The organism is Lentzea californiensis, assembly GCF_024648825.1.
GTDB classification, from domain to species: domain Bacteria; phylum Actinomycetota; class Actinomycetes; order Mycobacteriales; family Pseudonocardiaceae; genus Lentzea; species Lentzea californiensis.
Genome location: NZ_JANBBE010000007.1, coordinates 349,438 through 367,023 on the forward strand (window position 1 = coordinate 349,438; position 17,586 = coordinate 367,023).

General features: G+C 68.2%; 16 protein-coding genes. 12 read left to right on the plus strand and 4 right to left on the minus strand.

The window, feature by feature from the left end; all coding sequences use genetic code 11:
* Positions 1-64: 64 nt before the first annotated feature.
* From LX88_RS26125 to LX88_RS26135, 3 genes are read left to right on the plus strand one after another with little or no spacing between them, the layout of a single operon-like run.
* Positions 65-2,080 (plus strand): glycosyltransferase, encoded by a 2,016-nt coding sequence (locus LX88_RS26125; RefSeq protein ID WP_258950438.1) that lies wholly within the window; start codon positions 65-67, stop codon positions 2,078-2,080.
* 3 nt (positions 2,081-2,083) lie between these two features.
* A complete protein-coding gene (gene asnB, locus LX88_RS26130) occupies positions 2,084-3,907 on the plus strand; it encodes an asparagine synthase (glutamine-hydrolyzing) (protein ID WP_258950439.1) in 1,824 nt (607 codons plus the stop codon).
* 47 nt (positions 3,908-3,954) lie between these two features.
* Positions 3,955-5,205 (plus strand): MFS transporter, encoded by a 1,251-nt coding sequence (locus tag LX88_RS26135; protein WP_258950440.1) that lies wholly within the window; start codon positions 3,955-3,957, stop codon positions 5,203-5,205.
* Between the two features lie 16 nt (positions 5,206-5,221).
* On the opposite strand, the gene LX88_RS26140 is transcribed toward LX88_RS26135, so the two are convergent.
* Positions 5,222-6,067, minus strand: coding sequence for a glycosyltransferase (locus tag LX88_RS26140; protein WP_258950441.1), 846 nt, complete (start codon positions 6,065-6,067; stop codon positions 5,222-5,224).
* Between the two features lie 110 nt (positions 6,068-6,177).
* On the opposite strand from LX88_RS26140, the gene LX88_RS26145 reads away from it, so the two are divergent.
* Genes LX88_RS26145 through LX88_RS26155 form a run of 3 tightly spaced genes read left to right on the plus strand, consistent with a single transcriptional unit; the run spans position 6,178 to position 9,838 of the window.
* Positions 6,178-7,203, plus strand: a complete 1,026-nt coding sequence (locus LX88_RS26145; protein ID WP_258950442.1) for a glycosyltransferase — start codon at positions 6,178-6,180, stop codon at positions 7,201-7,203.
* A complete protein-coding gene (locus LX88_RS26150; protein WP_258950443.1) occupies positions 7,200-8,648 on the plus strand; it encodes a lipopolysaccharide biosynthesis protein in 1,449 nt (482 codons plus the stop codon). The genes LX88_RS26145 and LX88_RS26150 overlap by 4 nt, the downstream gene beginning before the upstream one ends.
* Complete coding sequence (locus tag LX88_RS26155; RefSeq protein WP_258950444.1) at positions 8,645-9,838, plus strand: rhamnosyltransferase WsaF family glycosyltransferase; 1,194 nt, start codon at positions 8,645-8,647, stop codon at positions 9,836-9,838. Before LX88_RS26150 ends, LX88_RS26155 begins: the two co-directional genes overlap by 4 nt.
* Positions 9,839-9,854: 16 nt before the next feature.
* Here the strand turns inward: LX88_RS26155 and LX88_RS26160 are convergent, their stop codons facing one another.
* Positions 9,855-10,820, minus strand: a complete 966-nt coding sequence (locus LX88_RS26160) for a TolB-like translocation protein (RefSeq protein ID WP_258950445.1) — start codon at positions 10,818-10,820, stop codon at positions 9,855-9,857.
* 137 nt (positions 10,821-10,957) lie between these two features.
* Between LX88_RS26160 and LX88_RS26165 the strand changes: the two genes are divergently transcribed.
* On the plus strand, positions 10,958-11,809 hold the full coding sequence (locus LX88_RS26165) for a YveK family protein (RefSeq protein WP_258950446.1): 852 nt from the start codon (positions 10,958-10,960) through the stop codon (positions 11,807-11,809).
* Positions 11,788-13,116 (plus strand): O-antigen ligase family protein, encoded by a 1,329-nt coding sequence (locus LX88_RS26170; protein WP_258950447.1) that lies wholly within the window; start codon positions 11,788-11,790, stop codon positions 13,114-13,116. Before LX88_RS26165 ends, LX88_RS26170 begins: the two co-directional genes overlap by 22 nt.
* Here LX88_RS26170 and LX88_RS26175 read toward each other — a convergent pair.
* Both LX88_RS26175 and LX88_RS26180 read right to left on the minus strand, forming a co-directional pair.
* Positions 13,100-13,276, minus strand: a complete 177-nt coding sequence (locus LX88_RS26175) for a DUF397 domain-containing protein (protein ID WP_258950448.1) — start codon at positions 13,274-13,276, stop codon at positions 13,100-13,102. The two genes, LX88_RS26170 and LX88_RS26175, sit on opposite strands and share 17 nt — an antisense overlap.
* The gene (locus LX88_RS26180) at positions 13,251-14,102 is read right to left on the minus strand and encodes a helix-turn-helix domain-containing protein (protein ID WP_258950449.1); all 852 of its coding nucleotides are present in this window, start codon (positions 14,100-14,102) and stop codon (positions 13,251-13,253) included. Before LX88_RS26180 ends, LX88_RS26175 begins: the two co-directional genes overlap by 26 nt.
* Before the next feature lie 188 nt (positions 14,103-14,290).
* Here LX88_RS26180 and LX88_RS26185 point away from each other — a divergent pair, with 188 nt between their 5' ends.
* The 4 genes from LX88_RS26185 to LX88_RS26200 all read left to right on the plus strand — a co-directional run bounded on the left by LX88_RS26185 (position 14,291) and on the right by LX88_RS26200 (position 17,583).
* Positions 14,291-15,472 (plus strand): HNH endonuclease signature motif containing protein, encoded by a 1,182-nt coding sequence (locus LX88_RS26185; protein ID WP_258950450.1) that lies wholly within the window; start codon positions 14,291-14,293, stop codon positions 15,470-15,472.
* Between the two features lie 92 nt (positions 15,473-15,564).
* Complete coding sequence (locus tag LX88_RS26190) at positions 15,565-16,332, plus strand: hypothetical protein (RefSeq protein ID WP_258950451.1); 768 nt, start codon at positions 15,565-15,567, stop codon at positions 16,330-16,332.
* Between the two features lie 57 nt (positions 16,333-16,389).
* Positions 16,390-17,136 carry a maleylpyruvate isomerase family mycothiol-dependent enzyme gene (locus LX88_RS26195; RefSeq protein ID WP_258950452.1) on the plus strand — a complete coding sequence of 249 codons (747 nt, stop codon included), beginning with the start codon at positions 16,390-16,392 and terminating at the stop codon, positions 17,134-17,136.
* A gap of 60 nt (positions 17,137-17,196) precedes the next feature.
* A complete protein-coding gene (locus LX88_RS26200) occupies positions 17,197-17,583 on the plus strand; it encodes a hypothetical protein (RefSeq protein WP_258950453.1) in 387 nt (128 codons plus the stop codon).
* The last annotated feature ends 3 nt before the right edge of the window (positions 17,584-17,586 follow it).

The window sequence follows — 17,586 nt, forward strand, 5'->3', positions numbered from 1 at the left end:
TCTCGTAACGGAGGTTGCAAAGCACTCGATGTAGCGCGAAGAGACCCAAATGCGAGGAGCGGTTGTGGAGCGGTCACCTGTCGCGGTGGTCATCGTCACTTACCAGAGCGAACAGGTCATCGCGGGATGCCTGGACTCGGTGCCGGACGACGTGAGGGTGATCGTCGTCGACAACGCCTCGACCGATGGCACTGTGGCGGCCGCCACTCGACCCGGCGTGGAAATTCTGCGCAGTCCGGTCAACGGCGGATACGCCGCCGGCGTGAATTTGGGCGTCAAAGCAGCCGAAGGTCACGACGTCCTGATCCTGAATGCCGACATCCGGTTGCACCCAGGAGCCGTGGAATCACTGCGCGCCGCCGGCAAGCCGATCGTCGTGCCTCGCCTGGTCGACGAGAGCGGCGCGCTCTCCTACTCGCTGCGCCGCAAGCCGACCGCCACCGGCGCCCTCGCGGAAGCCCTCATCGGCGGCACCAGGGCCGGCCGGATCGGCCTGGGTGAGACCGTCACCGATGCCAAGGCCTACCAGGGTGCGCACGCCGCCCATTGGGCCACGGGTTGCGCGTGGCTGGTCAAGCGCGAGGTCATCGAGAAGCACGGCCTTTTGGACGAACGCTACTTCCTCTATTCGGAGGAGACCGAGTACATGATGCGGGCCGGCGGCGTCTGGTTCGAGCCGCGCGCGGTGGTCACGCACATCGGCGGCGAGGTTTCCACGAACGCGCGGCTGTGGTCGATGCTCACCTCGAACAAGGTCCGCCTGCACCGCGAACTGCACGGGCGTTTCGCCGCGTCCTCCATGTGGCTCGCCATGGTCGTGAACGAAGGGCTTCGCGCGCGTTCGCCGAAGCACCGCACCGCGTTGAAGGGGCTTTTCCGCATGCGCCGCTGGCCGGAGGAAGTGGCCTCCGAGGGCCCCAGCTACCTGTGCTTCTCCGCGCAGGACTGGTGGTACCACAACCGCGCCCACTCGGACTTCCAGCTGCTGCGCCGCGTCGCCAAGCACCGCAAGGTGTTGCTGGTCAACAGCATCGGCCTGCGGATGCCGTCGCCCGGCAAGAGCACGCAGTTCCTGCGCCGGATCTTCCGCAAGGCCATGAGCGTCGCGAAGCTCGTGCGCCGTCCCATCGAGGACACGCCGAACTTCTACGTGATGACGCCCGCTCCCCTGCCGTTCTACGGCAAGCCGTGGCTGCGCAAGCTCAACTCGGTCCTGGTCCGCACCCAGGTGAGGGCGGTCTGCTTCTTCCTGCGGATGGGCACGCCGGTCGTCGTCGCCACGATCCCCACCGCGTGGGACGTCGTGAAGCCCATGAAGACCAAGGGCCTGATCTTCAACCGCTCCGACCGGCACTCGGCGTTCCCCGAGGCCGACCAGGGCACGATCGCCGCGCTGGAGAACCAGCTGCTGTCCAATTCGGACACCGTGCTGTACGTGAGCCGCGCGCTCCAGGAAGAGGAGTCAGCGCTGACGGGAAACCGCGCGCACTTCCTCGACCACGGCGTGGACGTCGGCCACTTCACCCGCCGCACCGAACTTCCCGCGGACATCGCGGGCATCCCGGGCCCGCGCATCGGGTTCTTCGGCAGCCTCGACGACTACCTCGTGGACTTCGACCTGATCGAGAAGGTCGCGCAGGAGTTCCCCGAGGCGTCGGTCGTGCTGATCGGTGACGCGACCTGCTCGATGGAGCGCTACGAGAAGTACCCCAACGTGCACTGGCTCGACTTCCGGTCCTACGACCAGATCCCCGGCTACGGCTCCGGGTTCGACGTGGCGCTGATGCCGTGGCTGGACAACGACTGGATCAAGCACGCGAACCCGATCAAGATGAAGGAGTACCTGGCCCTGGGCCTGGCCGTCGTGTCGACGGACTTCCCCGAGGTCGGGCGCTACGGCGACGTCATCCGGATCGCCCACGGCGAGGCCGACTTCATCGACCAGATTCGGCTCACGCTCAAGGACGGCGGCCTGAAGACCCCGGCCGAACGCCGTGCGGCCGTGCTGGCCTCGTCGTGGGACTCCCGTGCCCGGGAACTCATGCAGATCGCCGAAAAGTCCTCTTCCGGGGAGCGCTAGGACATGTGCGGTATCGCAGGCATCAGACGGTTCGACGGCGCCCCCGTCTCGCGCGAGGTACTCGCCGAGATGGCGAAACGGCTGCACCACCGCGGCCCCGACGACAACGGGTTCTGGTCCGACGGCTCGATCGGCTTCGCGCACACCCGGCTGTCGATCATCGACCTGGCCGGGTCGCCGCAACCGATGGCGGGCGCGTCCGGCACGACGACGATCGCGTTCAACGGCGAGATCCTGAACTACCGGCAGCTGCGCACGGAGCTGTCCTACCCGTTCCGCACGAACGGCGACACCGAGGTCCTGCTGGCGCTGTACGAACAGCACGGGCCGTCCGCGGTCGCCAAGCTGCGCGGCCAGTTCGCCTACGCGATCCACGACGCCCACACCGGCGAGACGCACCTGTTCCGCGACCGGCTGGGCATCCTGCCGCTGTACTACTACGCGGACTCGAAGATGTTCGCGTTCGCGTCCGAGATCAAGGCGCTGCTGCCCGCGATCGGCGCGGCCGAGGTCGACCACGAGTCGCTGCACGACTACCTGGCGCACCGTTCGGTGCCCGCGCCGCACACGCTGGTCCGAGGCGTGCGGAAGGTGCCGCAGGGCCACCACCTGGTCGTGACGGCCAAGGGCGAGGTGCGCACCGAGGCGTACTGGGAGCTGCCGCGGGAGTCGCAGATCCGGCAGGTCACGCCCGAGGAGGCCGTGCGGCTCGTGGACGAGGCGCTCACCGCGTCCGTGCGCGACGCCCTGGTCGCGGACGTGCCGGTCGGCGCCTACCTGTCCGGCGGCGTCGACTCGTCACTCATCACGGCTCTGGTGGCGCGGGAACGGGGTGACGCGGAGCTGCACACGTTCTCCGCGGGCTTCGGCGACCCGCGCGTGGACGAGATCCACCACGCCGAGAAGGTCGCCGGGCTCGTCGGCAGCCGGCACCACAACGTCATCGTCACCGCCGACGACTTCCGCGACAGCTGGGCCAAGCTCTCCTGGCACCGCGACGCGCCGCTCTCCGAACCCGCCGACGTGGCCGTGTTCCGGCTGGCCGAGCTGGCCCGCAGGGACGTGAAGGTCGTGCTGTCGGGCGAGGGCAGCGACGAGCTGTTCGGCGGCTACCCCAAGTACCGCTTCGCCGCGGCCACCCGGCTCGCCGGCATGGCGCCCTCGTTCGCGTTGAAGCGCCTGGAGAAGGCCCTGCCCGCCTCCAAGGCACGGCTGGGCGTCGCTCTGCGCGCCATCTCCGAACCGTCCTACGCCGAACGCATGCGCGGCTGGTTCGCCCCGTTCACGGTGTCCGAACGGGCAGCGCTGCTGGGCGGTCCCGCCACCCGGTCCGTGCTGGCGCCGTACGAGAACGGACGCGGGGACGCGTTGCGGCGCATGCTCTACGCCGACTCGCACACCTGGCTCGCCGACAACCTCCTCGAGCGCGGCGACCGCATGTCGATGGCCGCCTCGCTGGAGCTCCGCCCGCCGTTCCTCGACCACCGCGTGGCCGAGCTGGCGTTCTCGCTGCCCAGCAACGTGAAGGTCCGCGGCGGCACGACCAAGTGGGTCGTGAAGGAGGTGGCGCGCCAGCACCTGCCGGCCGACATCGTCGACCGGCCGAAGTCCGGCTTCAAGGTGCCGCTCGACGCCTGGTTCCGCGACGGCCTGCGCGACATGGCCTACGACCTGCTGACCGGGCCCACGTCGTTCGTGGGCAAGACCTTCGACCGCGCGGCAGTGCGTTCACTGCTCGACGACCACGACTCGGGTGACCGCAACGAGCAGCCGCGCATCTGGACGCTGTTGTCCCTAGAGGTGTGGCACCAAACGCTCAGCTGGTAGGACGGTTCATGAACAGGGATTTCCTCTCCGGGGCGGGTGGGTGACCGATGTACGTCGCCTCCTCCCGCCCGTCCAAGACCGACTTCCGCAAGCGGTTGCCGGGCACGGTGTTCGCGCTCGGCACGGTCAGCCTGCTGACCGACGTCTCCGCGGAGATGATCACCGCGTTCCTGCCGGTGTACCTGTTGTTCACGCTGAACCTGGGCTACGCGCAGTTCGGCCTGCTGGACGGCATCTACACCGGTGCCACGGCGGTGCTGCGCCTGGTCGGCGGCAGCGTCTCCGACAAGTTCCGCAAGCCGAAGGCCGTCGCGGCCGCCGGGTACGGGCTGTCGGCCGCGACCAAGGTGTTCTTCCCGCTGGTCGGCGCCTCGCCGTTCGGCATCGGCGCGCTGATGGCGGCCGACCGCGCGGGCAAGGGCATCCGGACCGCGCCTCGTGACGCGATGATCTCCCTGGCCACGCCGGAAGATCGGCTCGGGGCGGCGTTCGGCGTGCACCGGAGCATGGACACGTTCGGCGCGCTGCTCGGCCCGCTCATCACGTTCCTGCTCCTCATCCAGATCGGGACCGTGCCGGGGCCGATCTTCGCGGTGTCGGCGGCGTTCGCGGTCATCGGCCTGATCGTGCTCATCGCGTTCGTGCGCGACACGCCGGCCGACAAGAAGCCGAAGGGACCGCGGCCGTCGTTCCGGGCAGGGCTGAACCTGCTCACCGACCGGCAGTTCCGCCGGACCACCATCTCCGCCGGGATGCTGGGCCTCGCGACGGTGTCGGACGCGTTCGTCTACGTGCTGGTGCAGAAGGCCACGAACATCCCGCTCGGCTGGCTGCCGCTGCTGCCGCTCGGCACCGCGGTCGTCTTCCTCGCCGCCGCCGCACCGCTCGGAAAGTTGTCGGACCGGGTGGGACGCTGGCGGATGTTCCTCACGGGCCACGCGCTGTTGCTCGGCGTGTACGCGCTGCTGTTCATCCCCGAGGGCGGCATGGGGGTCGCGATCGCGGCGCTGCTGCTGCACGGCCTGTTCTACGCGGCGACGGACGGCGTGCTGTCGGCCAAGGTGAGCGAGACGGCGCCGGAGTCGCTGCGCGCGTCAGGGCTTTCGGTCGTGCAGACCGGGCAGGCGCTGGGCCGTTTGGTCTCGTCCGTCGCCTTTGGACTCCTGCTGCAGTTCTCGAGCTTCGGGACGAGCATCACGGTGGCGCTGGCAGCACTCACCGTGACGCTCATCGCTGCTGCGCATCTAGGAGGATCTGAAGAGCAGCGCTTGTCTCTCTCACGAGAAAAGCGCTCCTGAGAGAGACAAGCGGGAATCAACCGCGAGCAGCCAGCTTCTGTTTGATCTTCTCGAAGCCACCCTTGCCGAGGACCCTCATGGCCGCGTTCTTGGCGGCCACCCGCCCCGAGTCGCGCAGGAACCGGACCGGCTGATCCACCAGGCGGTCCTGCGCCACGGCGATCGTGCCCGGCGCGGACACGTCGTCCAGCGAGTCCCCGAACGCCGCCTTGTAGGGCTCGGGCGAGACGAGCCGGCCGCGTGTGCGGTTCGACACGTTGCCGCCGTGCACGACCTGCAGCCAGCCCGGCGCCCCGCCCAGTTCCACCACGGGGAAGTGCAGGTGCATGTGGTTGTGCCAGTGCGCCCAGCACGTCACCGGTGCGTCCCAGGACTCGCGGACCGAGACGAACGCGTTGTGCCGGTCGACCCGGTGGTAGAGCCCGCCAGGAGACTTGATCAGGCCGTTGACCAGGTAGTACGCCGCTGTGGTCGTGGGCCGGGGAGCCTCGCAGAGGCGTTCCACGAAGTCGGCCGCGAGGCCGTCGTCGTTGTCCAGGTTCGTGGTGATCAGCTCGGAGCCGGTCTGGGAGAAAAGTGACCGGATGTCCGACCTCAGTTCTTCCCGCGACACTTCCGGACGGTAAACGGGCGTGTACGCGTCACCGTGTGAGGCGATTCTGTCTTTGAGCCATTGCGGTGATTCGGGGTCGAAATAGATGAGCCAACGCGTCCGTTCGTCCGTCTGCGCGAGCACCGATGGCAGGCAGTACCGCTCGAACAGCGCAACGCGCTCGGTCAGCCATCCTTCCTTTGCCCGGACGTAACTCTCGGCCCCCTTCGAAGGCAGGTTGAAGCGCGTCAGGATGACGTGGTCGGCCATGACTCCCCTTACTCCGGTCACCGCCTACATCGCCTGATGAGACCAAAACGTTGCGGCGCTAACGAATGCCGGGCGGTACCGATACTCAGGTTGTGCCAACGCTTCCCACAGTGGACGTCGTGATCCCCTGTTACAACTACGCCCACTTCCTGCCGGCTTGCGTCCGCAGCGTCCTCGACCAGCCCGGTGTCGACGTGCGGGTGCTTGTGATCGACGACACGTCGTCGGACAACACGCCTGAGGTGATGGCCGAACTGATGGCCGCGGACAAGCGCGTCGAGGGCTACCGGCACGAGGTGAACAGAGGGCACATCGCCACGTACAACGAGGGCCTGCTGGACTGGGCGACCGCCGACTACACGGTGCTGCTGTCCGCGGACGACCTGCTGGCGCCGGGAGCGTTGCAACGCGCGGCCGAGGTCTTCGAGCAGAACCCCGAAGTGGGCATGGTCTACGGCCGCGTCGTCTACTACAGCGACCACAACGCGTTGCCGAGGGTCACTCAGCTCCCGGTCAGGTCGAAGGTCTGGCGGGGCGAGGAGTGGATCGAGAACCGCTTCCGCAGCAGCCGCAACGTGATCTCCTCGCCGGAGGTCGTGGTGCGCACCAAGGTCCAGCAGAAGGTCGGCGGCTACCGCTCCGACCTGCCGCACGCCGGCGACCTGGAGATGTGGCTGCGCATCGCGGCCGTGTCCGACATCGGCTACGTCAGCGGCAGGCCCGGCGCGTACTACCGGGTGCACGAGAACTCGATGATGCGCACGACGTTCAAGTCGGTGTTCGCCGACCTGGAGCAGCGCCGTGACGTGTTCGACCTCGTGCTGGAGCAGAACCCGAACCTGCCCGTGCGGCTCAAGACGCTGGCGCACAAGGCGATCGCGGCCGACGCGCTCTGGCGGGCGGTCCGGCTGCACGACCGCGACCAGCTCGACGGCACGGAGAAGGAACTCCTCGACTTCGCCCGCGAGACCTACCCGGACCTCGAAGAGCTACCGGAGCATCGCGCTCTGTTGCGACGCCAGAAGTTCAGCTCCTCTTTTCTGAGCCGCACGCAACTCTTCCTCGCGCCGCACGCCTACAAGAGGGCGAAGTTGTTCGTCGGGACGCAGCGGTGGAAGTGGCGGGGCGAGTGGTGACGACGCAGGAGGACGCGGGTCAGCTCGAGGGCAAGGTCTCCTCGGCGATCCGCTGGAGTGCGATCAACTCGCTCCTGCAACGCCTCTCCGCGGTCGGCATCAGCATCCTGCTGGCCCGCCTGATCGCACCCGAGCAGTTCGGTGTGTTCGCGGTCGCCCTGGTCGTGCTCAACATCGTGCTGAGCGTCTCCGAACTCGGCGTCAGCGCCGCGCTGGTCCGCCACAACGGCCCGATCGACGAGATGGCGCCGACCGTCACGACGCTGTCCCTCGCGTCCGGCAGTCTGCTGGCGTTGATCTGCGTGCTCGGCGCGCCCTGGTTCTCCAACGCCATGGACGCCCCGGAAGCCGCCGGGATCATCCAGCTCATGTCGATCGCCCTGGTCATCGCCGGCGCGACGGCGGTGCCCGGCGCGTTGATGCAGCGCAACTTCCGGCAGGACCACAAGTTCTACGCCGACACCGCCGCGTTCGTCGCGGGCACGGCCGTCGCGGTCGTGCTGGCGTTCATGGGCTTCGGCGCGTGGAGCCTCGCGTGGCAGCGGATCGCGCAGAACCTCTCGGCCGCGGTCATCATGTTCTGGCTCACCAAGGAGAGGTTCCGCCCCGGCTGGAATCGGTTGCAGGCCAAGGAACTGCTCGCGTTCGGCCTGCCGCTGGCCGGGTCGAGCCTGCTGATCCTGGGCGTGATGAACGTCGACTACATCATCGTCGGCGCGATGCTCGGCACCATCCCGCTGGGCTTCTACCTGCTGGCGTTCAACCTCGCGAGCTGGCCGGTGGCGGCGTTCAGCGCCCCGGTCCGCAGCGTGTCGCTGGCCGCGTTCTCGAAGGTCCGCGAGGATCCCGAGCTGTTCCAGAGATCGTTCGGACGTGCTCTGGGCCTCCTGGCGCTCGTCACGGTGCCCGCCTGCGTGCTGCTGGCCGCCTTGGCCGAACCGCTCATCCGCGTCGTCTACGGCGAGCGCTGGGCTCCCGCGGCCGCCGCTCTGGCGTTGCTGGTGCTGCTCGGCGCCGTCCGGGTCGCCCTCGAGCTCGGCTACGACTTCCTCGCGTCGGCGGGACGGTCGCGAGCGATCCTCGTGATCCACGTGGTCTGGCTGGGCGCGCTGGTGCCGTTGCTGGCGCTGGGCGCGCATCTCGACGGCATCCGGGGTGTCGCGGCGGCACACGTGATCGTGGCGGTGCTGATCATCACGCCCGCCTACCTGATCACCTTCAAGCCCTACGGCATCCGTGCCGGCGCGCTGGGCACCAGGCTGCTGCGGCCGTTCCTGGGCGGCGTCGTCATGGTCGCCGTCGTGATCGCGGTCCGGAACATGATCGACAGCGAGGTGCTGCAGATCCTCGTCGGCGGCGCGCTGTCGTGTCTCGCCTACGCGCTGGTGGTGTTCCCGATGAGACACGAAATCGTTGCGGTGCTGAAGAAGAGGGCCGACGCGTGAGGCGACTGAGGCAGGTCACGAAGATCGTCCGCGAGCAGGGCGCGCGAGGGCTCGGCGTCCGGCTGCTGACCGCCGCGACCCGCAGGCTCGGCGCCGAAGGCGAGGAAATGCCCGTGCGGCTCAACGACGTCCGCAAGGCCGACGTCGAGACGCGCAAGCCCGTGGTGGTCCCGCCGATCCCCGCGGACGGCAGGCTCGTCGTCAACTGGGTCACCACTCCCCCGTCGAAGGGCTCCGGCGGCCACACCACGATGTTCCGGCTCATCCGGCACCTCGAGTCGCTCGGGCACGAGTGCCGGCTCTACCTGTACGACACGTTCGGCAACACGGTCGCCGACCTCGAACCGGGCATCCGCGCGGCGTTCCCGTTCTTCAAGGGCTCGATCCACGACGTGACGGACGGGATGGCGGACGCCCACGCGGTGTTCGCCACGGCGTGGATCACCGCGTACCCGGCGTTCAACGACCCCTGCGCGGGCAAGAGGTTCTACCTCGTGCAGGACTACGAACCGTGGTTCTACCCGTCCGGCGGCCTCTACGCGCTGGCGGAGAACACGTACCGGATGGGCATGCACGGCTTCACCGCCGGCCGGTTCCTCGCCGACAAGGTCCGCGACGAGCACGGCATGCCGGCCGACCACTTCGACTTCGGTTGCGACGCCGACAGGTACCGGCTCGGCGACGAGGAGCGCGACGGCATCGTCTTCTACGCGCGGCGCAAGGCACCGCGCAGGGCGTTCGAACTCGGCGTGCTCGCGCTGGAGGTCTTCGCCGAGAAGCACCCCGACCTCAAGATCCACGTCTACGGCGAGAAGATCGGCGACCTCGGGCCGCAGTTCCTCGACCACGGCCTGGTGACGCCGGACGACCTGAACGCCATCTACAACCGTTGCTTCGCCGGGTTGTCACTGTCGATGACCAACGTGTCGCTCGTGCCGCACGAGATGCTCGCGGCCGGATGCGTCCCCGTGGTGAACGATGCGCACTTCAACCGCGTAGTCCTGGACAACGACCACGTCCGGTACGCGACACCCACCCCGCACTCACTGGCGCGTGCTCTGTCCGAAGTGGTCACATCGCCGGACTTCGGCGCGGTCGCCCGTGCGGCCGCATCCAGTGTGGAGGGACGTTCTTGGGATGCGGCAGGACATGAGCTGGAAAAGGTGCTCCGCCGCGAACTGTCCACATGACTCGCAAGAGCATGCTTCACATCACTGGGGATGGCGAGGTGGCGTCCGAGATGAGCACCCTCGCGTCCTGCGCGCCGTCGGCGGGCACGACGTGAACGGCCGGGAGCTTGGCGTCCTTGGGCACCGCGGCGAACGCGAGCTCGCCGGGCGTGAGCCAGGTCGCCTGGTCGTCGATGCCGGCCGTGCCGGGCAGGCGCTTCTCCGTGTCGGTCGCGAGGTCGAGCACCGCGAGGTCCCACGGTCCGAGACGGCCGATGCGCTTCTTGTAGGCGACCTTCGTGCCGTCCGGCGAGAGCGACGGGCATTCCGCGTCACGGCGCAACGTCGTCACGGACTTGGTCGCAAGGTCGCCCTTCACCAGCCAGGTGAAACCGCCGCTGGCGAGCGTCGCGTAGAAGGTCCTGTCATCGGAAGCCACGGTCAGGCCCCAGTAGTTGACGTCACTGGCCGTGTGCGGAACACCCTCCACAGTGGCGGCGAAGTGTTCGAGCGACTCGGCCGTCTCCCCCGTGCGCAGGTCGTAGAAGCCGGTGCGGGTGGAGAAGCCACCGGGCACCGAGTACGAGTCGCCCGTGACGAAACTGGTCCAGGACACCACGTTCCCGGACTGCGAGACCTTCGCGCGGCTCGGGATGCCGGGCAGCGGAACGGTCTTGACCGGCTTGCCGCCGCGGCTCACCTCGGCCGAGTAGGTCGGGCCGGGACCGGACAGCTTGAGGCACACGCTCGTGCCGCCGGCGGCGTAGAACCGCTGGCAGACCAGCTCCGTCGGGGTGCGAGCGCCGCCGTCGGCGAGCTTCTCGACCCGGTTCTGACCACCCGCGAGATCGACGAACAGAAGATCGCCGGTCTTGGCCTGCGACACCTTCTCGGCGCCCGCCGGCCGGTTCGCGTCGGTGGCCGCCGTGACGACGTAAGCCGTTGTCCCACCGATGACCACGAGAATGGCCGCGATGGTCACGGTCAGTCGTCCTGCACGCATGCTGCCTCCTGGATTCCCTTCCTTCATCGTCCGCCAGCTACGGCCTGTAACAGTTGGCAGCTCACCCCGATTTTCAAAGCAGGCGATACCCTGCGAACAGTGCGTTCGCAAGACCGAGCCGCGGATCGGGGATTTTGATGGACTTCTGGGGAACCGTACGAGTGCTGCGGCGGCGGTGGTACATCGCCCTTCCCGCAGTGCTGCTCACCGGTGTCCTCGCGCTCTCCGTCTACATCACCGTGCCCACGCGGTACGAGTCGAGCGGCGTGCTGGTCCTCACCTCCCCCGCGGCCGGCGGCCGGTACTCGGAGAAGACCAAGCCCGAGGACGTCGTCAGGGTCAACCCGCTGCTGCAGTTCGACGGCAGCCTCACCACCACCGCGCAGATCCTCACCCAGGTCCTCGGCGACCCGAAGACGGCGGAGGAACTGGCCGGTGAGGGCTCCACGGCCGTCTACACCGCCAACACCGGTCCCGTCGGCGGCCCGCTGCTGTTCGTCACGACCGAGGCCGACTCGGCCGAGTCCGCCGAAGGCCTCGTCGGCAAGGTGCTCGAGAAGACCGTGGCCGAACTGGCCGCGCAGCAGAAGGCGTTGAGCGCGCCCGAACAGACGTTCATCACCGCACAGGTGCTGGTGAAGCCGACGACGGCCTCGGCCAAGATCGGCGGCAAGGTCCGGTACGTCGGCGCGGCCACCGTCGTGTTGCTGCTGCTGACGCTGGCCTCGACGTTCGCCGCCGACTCGATCCTGCTGAAGGCCAAGCGCCGCAAGGACGGCAAGGACAAGGACGCGAAGGACCCGGCACCGTCCGAGAAGGACACCACGCCGGCGCCCGTCCCCCCGGTCCGGCCGAATCCGCCGGCCAACGGGAACGGGGCCGTCCCGCCGCGGCCCGTGACTCCCGGTGTGCCGAACGCGCATCAGAAGACCGTCATCATCGCCGCCCCCAAGCCCCCGAACCCGGCATGGCCGACGAAAGACGACTGACCGCCCAGCGAGCCGACGGCGCCACTCTCCTCATCTTCTACATGGTGGCGCTGCTCGTCGTCCCGGCCAGGTTCACGATCGCGTTCGTCCCGATCACGCTGCCCCCGGCGTTGTTCATGGCGATGTGCCTCATGATCGTGTGGTTCGCCGCGCACCTCGTCGACCACCTCGGCATGGCCAAGGGCCGCAACGCCGTCCGCACGATCCTCGCGATCTACGTGATCCTGCACCTGACGACGTACGCGCTCGCCACGCGGCGTTACCTGCCGATCGACGAGCTGTCGGTGTCGGACTCGGCGTTGATCAGGATCGTGTCGATGGCGGCGCTCGCGGTCTTCGTGTGCGACGCGATCCGCAGCGGCGAAAGGCTGAGCCGCGCACTGCGGGTGATGGTGGCCTGCCTGACGGTCAGCGCGTTCGTCGGCCTGTTCCAGTTCGGCCTGGGCCTCGACCTCGCGTCGTACATCACGCTGCCGGGCCTGCGCGTGCAGGACAACGGCTACTCGGCGCTGGAGTCGCGGTCCATCTTCTTCCGCCCGGCCGGCACCGTGAACCACCCGATCGAGTTCGGTCTGGTCTGCGTGCTGGGCGTGCCGTTCGCCGCGCACTTCGTGTTCCAGGCGAAGGACCGCGGCGAACCCGTCGGCCGCTGGTGGACCGCCCTGTCGCTGCTGGCGCTGATGGCGATCCTGTCGCTGTCCCGCACGGCGATCATCGGCCTCGTGGTGACGGGCATCGTGATGGCGATCCTGCTCCCCCGCGAACGAGGCCTGCCGCTGCTAGGCGTCGGCGCGGTGTTCCTGGGCGGCGCCTCCATCGTCGTGCCGGGCCTGTTCGGCACGGTCACCTCGATGTTCTCCAACATCGAGGACGACCCGTCGTTCCAGGGCCGCACCAAGGACTACGACGGCGCGTGGCTGGAGATCGCCAAACACCCGTGGCTGGGCAGGGGCTTCGGCACGTTCCTGCCCTCGAAGTACACGATCCTCGACAACCAGTACCTGCTGACGATGATCGAGAACGGCTACCTGGGCCTGATCGCCTTCGCCCTGCTGTTCCTCGGCGCCATCTTCGCGGCACTGAGGGCCCGGGCGCTGTCCCGTGACGAGGGCGTGCGCGGGATCGCCATGTGCCTGGTGGCCGCGATGCTGACGTCCGCACTGGGCGCCGCCACGTTCGACGAGCTCGCGTTCAGCGTCGCGACCGGCATGACGTTCATGCTGATAGGCGTGTCCGGCGCGTTGCTGCGAATAGCCAGACAGGAGGCCGCCGCACGCAAGGCGGCCGAGGTCAGTCCAGCCAGCTGAGCAGGCTGCGCCAGGCCGGGGCGGAGAACGCGAGGACGTCACCGTTCGCGTTCTTCGAGTCCCGCACCAACGCGTTCTGGGCCAGGGAGACCTCGACGCAGTCGCTGTCGATCGTGTCGCTGCTGTAGGAGCTCTTACGCCAGGTCCGTTCGCGGGTCATGAAGATCCTCTCGAGGTCCGCTGACGTACTCCGCCAGCTTGCTCCGAGATTGTTCCTCATCCAGCGCGACCGCATCCAGCCGCTCAAAGAGCTTCCTGCTCCACGCGACGGCCGCCTCTTCCTGGGCGAACACCTTGGCCAGATCGGTCTCCGTGTAGGCCAACGGCGATACCTTGCCGAACTCGAACAACGTGCACTTCGAGTGGAACGCAATGCCCTTGACCGTCGCCGGCACGACTCGCAGGATATGCGCGTTGAAGAGAAGGCGCAGGTACTGATCCTCCATGACCTTGGCGTCGCCGACACGCATCCGCAGCGCCAGTTCATGCACGTAGAACACACATTGAGGGCGATACGGCCGCTGCCAAATGCTCTGCCGCAGCATGCGGAGCTTGACGCCTTTGTCGACGTCTTCAGGCGACACGTTGCCAGCCTCCTCGAACTGCGCGCGTGCGTACGCCTCGGTCTGCAGGAGGCCTGGTATCGACAGGATTTCGTAGGCGAAGATCTTCTTGGCCATGGACTCGACCATGGCGAGCGTGCGCAGGTTGCCAGGCGCCTGGGCGAAGTAGAGGTCGAACGCGTGGCGGTACCTGTTGCCGAAGTCCTGCAGGAACTCGATGCCCTTCCCGCACGTCGCCAGGTACTGGGCGAGGTCGACCTCGGTGGGGCGGGCCTTGCCGGTCTCGATGTTCGAAACCTTGCTCGGGTCCCACCCCAGCTGGGCGGCCATCGCACGGCCTCCGAAGCTGGTGTTGTTCTCGCGCAGCCTGCGCAGTTCGTCGCCCAGATCCCGGCTGTACGCGGTGGAAATGATCGCGGTCATGCTCTTGGACCGTAGGCGTTGAAGTAGCTCCATAGAACGGCTCGTTCGGGTGAAAACGGAGTGTCCGCGTCGCGCATCTAGAGAGAGACAACGCACACGGCACGCACGGCGCCATAGGGCGCCTGACCTGCGCCTTTCACCCAATCGTGGAATAGAATTCGAACACCTGTTCATGCCACGATGAACGCATGCCGCCCCTCGCGCTCTCCTCCCCGCTTGAGCTTCTCGACGAGCTCAAGCGAAAGGTCCGCGCGCTGCACCAGCTCCAGTTCCAGGTGCTGGAAATCGTCGGTGTGCTGGATCAGCAGGGTGCGGCAGAGTCGTTGGGCTACAAGGACCTCGTCGAACTCTTCAAGCACGCGCTGCGCTGGGACCCCAAGGTGTCGCGCCGCAAACTCAGCCAAGCCAAGGCTTTGTGTCCCACCGTAACTCCGAGCGGGGCGGCGGTGGAGCCGTTGCTACCGCTCGCGGCGGCAGCGATGGCGGCCGGAGAGCTGTCCGAGGACCACGTGGACGTGGTGGCCGAAGCGATGGCGAGTCTGCCCGCGGTAGCCGAAGCCCACCTCGTCGACTACGCACAACAGCACGAACCCCGTTCGGCCAAGGCGTTCTGCAAGGAACTGGCCTACCGCCTCGACCAGGACGGCCCAGAGCCGAGAGACCCCGAGCCGGTCCAGCCGCGCAACGTGGTCCGCCGCCAGTGGAAAGCCGGTCGCTACCACCTCTTCGCCGACGTGGACGCCGAGACAGGCGCGAAGCTCGACGCACTGATCGACCCACTGGCCAAGCCCGAGCCGGCCGACCTCCGCTTCGCACCCGAGCGAGAGGGCGACGCGTTCTGCGAGGTGATCAACTTGGCCATGCGCGCCGGCCACGACCACATCGGCGGCGGCGAACGCGTGCAGCTCACCGTCACCCTCGACTACGACAAGCTCCGAGCCGGCATCGGCGCCGCCCGCCTGGACAACGGCGAGCAGATCCCGATGCACCAGGTCCGCAAGATCGCCTGCGACGCGGCTGTCATCCCCATGTTGCTGGGCACCCGCTCCCAGGTCCACGACGTGGGCCGCAAGACCAGGACCATCAACGCGGGCCTGCGCCGAATCCTGGTGGCCAGGGACAAGGGCTGCACCTTCCCGGGCTGCGACCGCCCACCCAGCCACTGCGAAGCCCACCACGTCCAGCACTGGTCCAACGGCGGCGAGACCAACGTCGCCAACCTGACCCTGCTCTGCCGCCGCCACCACGACCTGGTCCACCACTCCGACTGGCAACTCCAGATGGCCGGCGGCGTACCGACCTTCCTCCCACCGGCGTTCGTGGACCCCCACCGAAGACCACGCCGAAACCCGATCCACGACGTCGCCTGACCCGCCTCGGCCACACCGCCCTGTCCGCGTAACGGTGGATCTTCGGCGTCCGACACCCTCACCGACGACCACCACGCGCGAAGGAGCTCGGTGTGACCTCTGCACCCCTCGAAGAACCGGTCACGGCGCCGAGCGGAGGAGGCCAGCGGGTCCTGGACCTGTTGGACAAGGCCATCGGCTTGCAGACCCCGTTGGTGCGTAAGAACATCGCCCGCGCCCGCCAGCGCACCCCGGACGCGACACCAGCGGAGGTGATCAGCACCCTGGAGAAGATGTACGTCAGCGCCCTGGCGAGTACGGGGGCCGCGGTAGGTGCCACCGCGGCCGCGCCGGCCGTGGGCACCGGCGTAGCACTGGCACTGTCCGCAGGCGAGTTCTTCTCCTCGCTGGAACTGAGCACCCTGTTCGCACTCTCGGTCTCCGAGATCCACGGCGTCCGGCTGGACGAGGTGGAACGCCGCCGCACACTCGTGATGGGCATCCTGCTCGGCGAGTCCGGCTCGGCGACCATCGGCAAGGTCGCCGAGCGCACCGGCCAGCACTGGGGCCGCCAGCTCGTCAACAAGGTGCCCATGGCGACGCTGAAGCAGATCAACAAAGTCCTGGGCAAGAACTTCGTCACCAAGTACGGCACCAAGCAGGGAATCATCGTGCTCGGCCGAGTAGCCCCGTTCGGTATCGGCGCACTGATCGGCGGCGCCGCCAACGCCACCGTCGCCACCCTGGCCGTCCGCGCCGCCCGCCGCGCCTTCGGCCCGGCCCCGCAGTCCTGGCCCGAGACAGAGCAGGAAGTCGTGCCGGGAATCGTGCTGGAGCACGCACCGGACCCAATCCCCGGATCGACACCGCAGCCCGGCTGAGCGTCCAGGCTCCCAAAATCGCTGTGCGACGGCCGGACCACGGTGATAGACAGCGGCGTGCACAACACTCTGGCGTTCCCCGACCTGCTGCGACTGATCGAGGAGCGCACCGCCGCCTTCACCACCGCGATCGCCTCCGCCCCAGACCTGGACGCACCGGTGCCGAGTTGCCCGGGCTGGACGCTGTACGACCTGGTCCAGCACCTGGGCGACGGCCGCCGCAAGTGGGCGGAGATCGTCGCCGCGGGCCCGGCCGACGCTCCCCCGGCCCGCACTCCGGTAGAGGCGCCGCGGGACGACCTGGTCGCGTGGATGACCGAGTCGTCGCAGTTGCTGATCGACGCGCTGAAGGAGTCCGGCCCGGACCGCGGCTGCTGGGCGTGGTGGAGCGACTTCCAGTCGCCGAGGACCACCGGCACCGCCGCCCGCCACCAGCTCCAGGAGATCGCGGTCCACACCTACGACGCCCAGCTCACCATCGGCGCCCCACAACCGCTGCCGGCCGAGGTGGCGCTCGACGGCGTGGAGGAGTTCCAGACGACCTGCGTCGCGACGACGTCCCCGTGGCCGCACGAACCCGTGATCGTCGACTACCACGCCACCGAGGGCCGCTCCTGGCGCGTGACGCTCGACGCCGAGGGCGCCCGGCTCGGTGACGTCCCGGGCACGGCCGACGCGACGTTCAGCGGCACGGCGAGCGACCTGGTGCTGTCCTTCTACGGCCGCAAGACCGCGGACGACCTGAAGGGCGAGGGCGACCACCTGCGCGTCTTCGACCGGCTCATGGCCTGGGAACCCGAATAAAGCCCATCGGTGCTTGCCATGTCGCTGGAAGGTCGCGCATGGCAGTGACATCATCATTCCGTGACAAACGATTCCGGCGACGACGTCGCGTACGCGGAGGAGCACCGCGCCGAGTGGAACGAGATGGCCGCCGCCATCGCCACCGTGAGGGTTGAGCCGGATGAGGCAGAGCCGTCGGTGATTCTCGTGACGATGCGCTGCCCGCGGTGCAGTCACCAGACGGCGCACGTCGAGCCAGTGGTCAGCTATCGCACTCTCGACGGCGTAGACGACACCGGCCTCGCCTCGACCTCTGTTCTGCGGGATGCCCTGCGCCGCGCCGGAGCCGACCAACGGGTCCGTGAGGTGCTGGTGCCTTGCGGGTGCGGCCGGCCACACCCGGATCGCCCGGACGGCAGGTCCGGGTGCGGTGCCACGTGGTCACTACGCGTCGAATGGGGGGTGTAGGCC

What these genes read in the sequence shown, in the direction of transcription:
- LX88_RS26160 (WP_258950445.1), bottom strand. Translation starts at nt 10,820, where the DNA reads ATGCGTGCAGGACGACTGACCGTGACCATCGCGGCCATTCTCGTGGTC.
- LX88_RS26175 (WP_258950448.1), bottom strand. Translation starts at nt 13,276, where the DNA reads ATGACCCGCGAACGGACCTGGCGTAAGAGCTCCTACAGCAGCGACACG.
- LX88_RS26185 (WP_258950450.1), top strand. Translation starts at nt 14,291, where the DNA reads ATGCCGCCCCTCGCGCTCTCCTCCCCGCTTGAGCTTCTCGACGAGCTC.
- LX88_RS26170 (WP_258950447.1), top strand. Translation starts at nt 11,788, where the DNA reads ATGGCCGACGAAAGACGACTGACCGCCCAGCGAGCCGACGGCGCCACT.
- LX88_RS26135 (WP_258950440.1), top strand. Translation starts at nt 3,955, where the DNA reads ATGTACGTCGCCTCCTCCCGCCCGTCCAAGACCGACTTCCGCAAGCGG.
- LX88_RS26165 (WP_258950446.1), top strand. Translation starts at nt 10,958, where the DNA reads ATGGACTTCTGGGGAACCGTACGAGTGCTGCGGCGGCGGTGGTACATC.
- LX88_RS26140 (WP_258950441.1), bottom strand. Translation starts at nt 6,067, where the DNA reads ATGGCCGACCACGTCATCCTGACGCGCTTCAACCTGCCTTCGAAGGGG.
- asnB (WP_258950439.1), top strand. Translation starts at nt 2,084, where the DNA reads ATGTGCGGTATCGCAGGCATCAGACGGTTCGACGGCGCCCCCGTCTCG.
- LX88_RS26180 (WP_258950449.1), bottom strand. Translation starts at nt 14,102, where the DNA reads ATGACCGCGATCATTTCCACCGCGTACAGCCGGGATCTGGGCGACGAA.